The following is a 6,025-nucleotide window of genomic DNA, read 5'->3' as shown; positions in this document are numbered from 1 at the left end:
CGGCCCGGAGCTTCTTCGGCCCCTGCGCCTTGCGCACCTTGCGGATCTCGAAGTCCATCGCATCCCCAGAGCTGGGGTGTTGCAACGAACCCTAGAACCCAAGACGCACCGGGGCGGGGCTTCTGCGTACGGTCGGCTCGCACGACATCTGATGATTTCCGAACGAGCTGTAACAACAGGGGCGCTCGGACCACTTCCCGGTGTCAGAAAGAACGCACCAGGGACGAAGGGGCTGCGCGGTGACGGATGATTCCCGCCGTTTCACCGGCATGTACGACGAATGCCGACAACGGGTGTGGGCCTACGTGGTCAGTCGTGCGGGCCGGCAGGTGGCCGACGAGGTGGTGAGCGAGACGTTCGCCGTCGCGTGGCGGCGGCTGGACGACGTGCCCGAGCCGCCGCTGCCGTGGCTGCTCGGGGTGGCGCGTAATCTCCTGCGGGACGACGCCCGCTCACAGGCCCGCAGGGACGCGCTGGCCGCCGAGCTGGGCTCATGGACCGAGGAGGACGGCCGCACGGACGTGGCCGAGCAGGTGACCGAGCGCATGGGCGTGCTGCGGGCCCTGGCCGCCCTGAACGAGGACGACCGGGAGGTGCTGATGCTGGTCGCCTGGCACGGTTTGTCGCCCAAGGAGGGCGCCCGGGTCGTCGGCTGCTCGACGGCGACCTTCCGCGTACGGCTGCACCGGGCCCGCAAGCGGCTCGCGCACGCCATGGAGTCTCCCGAACCGTCCCGTACCTACGTGCGCAACCTCAGCGAGGAGTGGTCATGAACCCGATCGACGAACTCCGGGCCGCCCGGCCCGCGCACCTCGGCGACCGGCCGGTGGACGAGCGCACCAGGGCCGCCGAGCTGGCACAAGCCATGGCGGTCCCGCGGCGGACGCGCCGCCGGCGCAAGGCCGTACGGCCGGTGCTGGGGCTCGCGGCCCTCGCGGCCGGGGCGACCGCCGTGGCCGTCGTGGTGGCGGGCAACACCGCGCCCCCGCCGCAGCGGCAGGCGCCGCTGGCCGGGCCGAGCGTGTCCGCGACGCCGCGCAAGGTCACGCTGTCGGCCAGGGACGTGCTCCTGGCCGCCGCGGAGAAGGCCGGCCGGCAGCCCGACCGTACCGGTGACTGGTGGCACACCACGGCGGTGAGCAGGCACGTCTACCCCGCCGTGAAGGGCGGGTACCTGGTCGAGGACCGGCAGCGGATCGAGGCATGGACGCCCCGCGCGACCGGCGGCGACCAGTGGAGCCGCGAGCAGACGCTCGGCGCCCGGCCCGCCGGCGAGGCCGACCGGGCGGCCTGGGAGCAGGCGGGCTCGCCCACGAAGATCGACGTGATCGTGCCGGGGAAGAAGCTGGCCCCGATGAGCCTGTCGACGGCCTCCCGCGAGCCCGTCACGGGCCACAGCCCGCTGGTGGACGGCGACAAGGTGTTCTGGCTCGGCCGGAACGTCACGATGAAGGACCTGCGCGGCCTGCCGGACGAGCCGGGGAAGCTGAAGAAGTGGCTGCTCGACTCCTATGACGGGCATTCGACCGAGTCGTCCAGCGTGAAGATGTCCTCCGACGCCTGGCTGTTCGCGGTCAGCGTCGGGCTGATCGTCGACATGCCGGTGACGCCGCAGGTGCGCGGTGCGGCGTTCCGCATGCTGGCCGGGCTCGACTCCGTGAAGGTCGTCCAGGACGTCACCGACGCCGAGGGCCGCACCGGCACCGCCGCGGCCATCGAGGAGGGCGACGCCAAGACCGGCCTGCGGGAGAGCCGCCTGATCTTCGACGAGACGACCGGGCAGGCGCTGGGCAGGGAGAGCGTCGTGGTCGAGCCGCGCGGCGCGCAGGCGGGCCTGGAGCCGGGCACGGTGTGGAGCTCCGAGGCGCTCCTGGAGGCCGGCTGGACGGACGTCAGCCCCAAGCGGTGACGAAGCTCCGTACGGCTGCGGGCCGCCCGGTCAGTCGCGGGGCAAGGGAGCGCCTGGTGGACCAGCGGGTGGGGGCCGCCGCCGGGGCCGGGTGGCCCGTCACAGGCGCCGGACGCGCAGCACGCCGGTCAGCATCGGCAGGGTGAACTCCCCATGGGCGGTCTCCGGCCCGCTCGCCAGGAACGCGCGGATCCGGCCCAGCGTGGCCTCCCGCTCCCGGTCCGGCATGACGAGCATCCCGGCGCGCGTCGCGATGGTCGCGACGAGCGAGTCGGCGGTACGGCGCTGCCCGTGCGGGAACTCGGCCTGCTCCGGCGAGCCGAACCGGGCGCCCACGCCGCGCTCGGGCGAGCCGAACCGGGCGTCCACGCCGGGCTCGGGCGAGCCGGACCGGGCGTCCCCGCCGGGCCTCGGAAGGTGCATGGCGGCCGTCTCGGCCCGCCAGCTCGCGGGCGTGTCCCGCGGGCCGACGGCCGCGCTCCCGCTGACCCGCGCGAGCCCGGCGACCCACTCGACCCGGTCGTCCATGAGGTTCCACAAACCGGCCAGGACGCCGCCGGGGGCGAGGACGCGGGCGATCTCGGGCCCCGCGACGGCCATGTCGAACCAGTGCATGGCGTTGCCGGCCACCACGGCGTCGACGGACCCGTCCGGCAGCGGGATCGCCTCGGCACTGCCCGCCAGGGCACGGACACCCGGCAGCGAACGGCGCAGCTCGGCCAGCATCGCCGGGTCGGGCTCGACCGCGACGACCTCGGCGCCCAGCTCGGCCAGCGTGGCGGTCAGCTTGCCGGTCCCGGCGCCGAGGTCGAGCACGCGCGGGCCGGGCGCGGCCTCAAGCGCCCAGCGCACCGCCGCCCGCGCGTAGTCGGGCCGGTGCTCGGCGTACGCGACCGCCGCCGTGCCGAACGACGAAGCGTGCGAAAGCTGTTCATCCTCATCCATACGATCACGCTACCGCCGCAGGCGGGACGTTCCCGGTGGCCGGAGGTCAGCCCTTGTAGTTGAAGATCTGGCGCAAGGTGTGCTGCACCTCGACCAGGTCCTTCTGGTCGGCCATCACCTGGTCGATCGGCTTGTACGCGTCCGGGTGCTCGTCCACCAGGGCGGCGGCGCGATCCGCGTTCCAGGTGCGGCCGCTCATCGCCTCGGTCAGCGAGCGGACCGACAGCTCCCGCTTGGCCTTGGTCCGTGACATCCGGCGTCCGGCGCCGTGGGAGCAGGAGTTGTACGACTCCGGGTTCCCCCGGCCGCGCACGATGTACGAGCGGGTGCCCATCGAGCCCGGGATCACGCCTTCGTCGCCGGTGTCGGCCTTGATGGCCCCCTTACGGGTGATCCAGAGCGACTTGCCGTAATGGGTCTCCTGCTGGGTGAAGTTGTGGTGGCAGTTGATCGTACGGACACGCTGACCCTTGCCGACGACCTTGAACAGGGCGTCGATCAGGACCTTGTCCATCCGGGCCCGCGAGGCCATCGCGTAGTGCTGGGCCCACAACATGTCCTCGATGTAGGCGGTGAACTCCGGCGTGCTCTGCACGAGGTAGGCGAGGTCCGGATCCTCCAGGCCGACGGCCTGCTTCCTCATCAGCTTCTTCGCGCCCGTGATGTGCATCTGGGCGAGCTGGTTGCCGATGCCGCGCGAACCCGAGTGCAGCACCGTCCAGACGTGGTCGCGCTCGTCGAGGCAGACCTCGACGAAGTGGTTGCCGGAGCCGAGGGTGCCGAACTGCTCGGCCACCTTCTTCGTCTGCTTCGGGTTGAGGTCGGTGTACGGGACCCCGAGGTCGCTCAGCGTACGGTCGATCGACGGGTCGTCGTGGCCCTTGCCGACGCCGGCGGGGATGCGGCGCTCCACCATCGGCATCAGGGCGGCGAGGGTGTCGGGGAGGTCCGCGGCCGTGAGCGTCGTCTCGGTGGCCACCATTCCGCAGCCGATGTCCACGCCGACGGCGGCGGGGATGATGGCGTTCTCCGTGGGAATGACCGAGCCGACCGTCGCGCCGATTCCCACGTGCGCGTCGGGCATGAGAGCGACGTGGCCGGAGACGAACGGCAGGCGGGCGGTGCGTGCGGCCTGCATGATCGCGCCTTCGTCGATCTCGCTGGCCCACGACAGCAGGTTCGGTGCGGGCTGGTTCGGCATGGGTGTGATCTCCTCACTGGTTCGTGATCAGTCTGGCTGCACCCAGGGAGGAATTCCCACTCATTTTATCGAATGCGCGATTTATGCCGCATATCATTCGGTACCAATACATTCTCCCGTCCGTCATTTCCGTCTCAAAGACGCACGTCAGGGGTGGGGAGCCGTTCCGGCGCGGTCGGAGGCGCTGCGCAGCACGCAGAACTCGTTGCCCTCGGGGTCGGCGAGGATCGTCCAGCCCGTCCCGTCCGGTTCGCGGAGGTCGGCGACCAGGGTGGCGCCCAGGTGCAGCAGGCGGTCCACCTCCTCGTCGCGGGTGGAGTCGGGGCGCAGGCACAGGTGCACCCGGTTCTTGACCGCCTTCGGCTCCGGCACCTTGTTGAAGTGCAGGATCGGGCCCTCCCGCAACATCACCCGCGTCTCCTCGTCTCCAGGGCCGTCCTCCGGGTGGACGGGACAGCCGGTCACCTCGCTCCAGAAGCGGGCCAGCTCGTACGGGTCCGCGCAGTCGATCGCGACATTCTGCAGTACCGAAACCATGGATGGGATCCTGCCCCAAAGCAGGGCGCCTGTCCCGCGGGAACCGTCGCGGGTCGCCGACCGCGAGGCTGCTGTGGTCAAGATCACCTGACTCGCCGCGACGCCGGAGAAGCCCTCGTACGGACCCGGCCGGGCACTCCGGGACGCCCGCGTGACCTGCGGCGAACCGCGACCCCGGGCGGTCCTCCCGCCGAGCCGGAAGGCCGTGGATATCGGGGGAGCCGAAATCGCATTTAGGTGTTGTTCGCCTGCTGTTCGCTTTCTTGATCACTCGCTGCGCGAAGCTGACGCACGTTCAAGAGCGACAGTAAGGACGAACATGCGCACGATCACCAAGACGTTCTTCGCCGCGGGTGTGCTCGCCTGCGGTCTGGCGAGCGCCCTGCCCGCCCAGGCCACGACCGCCGCCGTGGACCCGGCGGGCGTGTGCGGGTCGGGGTTCCGCGTCATCGACTCCCACCCGTTCAAGTCCGGCAGCACCGCGCTGGGCACGATCTACCTGTCCTACAACTCCGGCACCGGCAAGAACTGTGTGGTGACGGTCAACCAGACGCCGTACACGCGGTGGATGCGGGCGACGCTGAGCGTGCAGGGCGGCGCGACCAAGACCGACGCCGGTGAGTTCAAGTCGTACGCCGGACCGGTGATCCTGTCCGCGAGCAACACCTGCGTCAAGTGGGGCGGCGCCTGGGACGAGTCGCCGTACGTGTGGACCAGCGGCTGGAGCCACTGCGGCTGATCCCGCCCGAAGGACGTCCGAGCCTCGCGTCCGGGGCTCGGACCCCGCAGGAGGGTTGTGTCAGGCGGTCCAGGAGGCCGTGAGGTCGAGGCGTTCGCGCCACAACTTCTCGCCGCCCCCGCCCGCCTCCCACCGGCCGCAGAAGTCGAGCAGGTCGCGGCAGCGGGCCACCATGGAGTCGTGCCGCTCGGCCCAGGCGGGCACCGGGCCGCCGTAGGCGTCGAAGAAGCGCGGCAGCAGGGGCACGTGCTCGGGATGGTGGACGCGGACGATCCACTCGCACCAGGCGAGGTCCTCGACCGGCCGGCCCGGGTGGGCCCACTCCCAGTCGAGGATCGCGGTCGTCTCGAACGTGGCGGGGTCGAACAGCAGGTTCTGGGGGCCGTAGTCGCCGTGCACGATGCCGAGACGGTGGATGCGGGCCAGCACCCTGCCGCACTCGGCCAGCACCTCGGCGGCCCGGCCTGCGTCGAGCAGGTCCTGGCCGTGGGCGCCGGCCACGAAGCGGGTCGTCAGGCTCGTGGCGGTGATCTGGTGCACGCGCGGGACCGGGAGCCGCCCCCGCAGGCGGCGCAGGTATCTGCTCTCCGTGCCCAGCCTGAACGCGGCCTCCGGGCCCTGGTAACACTTCACGACCAGAGCGCCGTCGCCGACCGTGCTGTTGGTGTACCCGTGCTCCACAGCCAACGATTCT

General features: G+C 71.4%; 7 protein-coding genes. 3 read left to right on the top strand and 4 right to left on the bottom strand.

The annotated features are described in order from the left end of the window. The first annotated feature begins 239 nt into the window (after positions 1-239). Together IEZ27_RS43145 and IEZ27_RS43140 are read left to right on the top strand one after the other, a co-directional pair. Positions 240-773: an RNA polymerase sigma factor gene (locus IEZ27_RS43145; protein WP_229824849.1), complete on the top strand. Its 534-nt coding sequence runs from the start codon at positions 240-242 to the stop codon at positions 771-773. Continuing rightward, positions 770-1,909, top strand: coding sequence for a CU044_5270 family protein (locus IEZ27_RS43140; RefSeq protein ID WP_189652538.1), 1,140 nt, complete (start codon positions 770-772; stop codon positions 1,907-1,909). Before IEZ27_RS43145 ends, IEZ27_RS43140 begins: the two co-directional genes overlap by 4 nt. A 99-nt stretch (positions 1,910-2,008) precedes the next feature. Here the strand turns inward: IEZ27_RS43140 and IEZ27_RS43135 are convergent, their stop codons facing one another. From IEZ27_RS43135 to IEZ27_RS43125, 3 genes are all read right to left on the bottom strand, one after another. Next, positions 2,009-2,854, bottom strand: coding sequence for a class I SAM-dependent methyltransferase (locus IEZ27_RS43135; protein ID WP_189652537.1), 846 nt, complete (start codon positions 2,852-2,854; stop codon positions 2,009-2,011). A 46-nt stretch (positions 2,855-2,900) separates the two neighbouring features. Then, positions 2,901-4,055, bottom strand: coding sequence for an RtcB family protein (locus IEZ27_RS43130; RefSeq protein WP_189652536.1), 1,155 nt, complete (start codon positions 4,053-4,055; stop codon positions 2,901-2,903). A gap of 147 nt (positions 4,056-4,202) precedes the next feature. Beyond that, a complete protein-coding gene (locus tag IEZ27_RS43125) occupies positions 4,203-4,592 on the bottom strand; it encodes a VOC family protein (protein ID WP_189652535.1) in 390 nt (129 codons plus the stop codon). 319 nt (positions 4,593-4,911) lie between these two features. Between IEZ27_RS43125 and IEZ27_RS43120 the strand changes: the two genes are divergently transcribed. Beyond that, positions 4,912-5,331 (top strand): hypothetical protein, encoded by a 420-nt coding sequence (locus IEZ27_RS43120; protein ID WP_189652534.1) that lies wholly within the window; start codon positions 4,912-4,914, stop codon positions 5,329-5,331. A gap of 60 nt (positions 5,332-5,391) precedes the next feature. Here the strand turns inward: IEZ27_RS43120 and IEZ27_RS43115 are convergent, their stop codons facing one another. Beyond that, complete coding sequence (locus IEZ27_RS43115) at positions 5,392-6,012, bottom strand: phosphotransferase (RefSeq protein WP_189652533.1); 621 nt, start codon at positions 6,010-6,012, stop codon at positions 5,392-5,394. Between the last annotated feature and the right edge of the window lie 13 nt (positions 6,013-6,025).

It is taken from the genome of Nonomuraea spiralis (genome assembly GCF_014648435.1).
Classification (GTDB): domain Bacteria; phylum Actinomycetota; class Actinomycetes; order Streptosporangiales; family Streptosporangiaceae; genus Nonomuraea; species Nonomuraea spiralis.
This window is presented reverse-complemented; position numbering and strand designations above follow the sequence as displayed.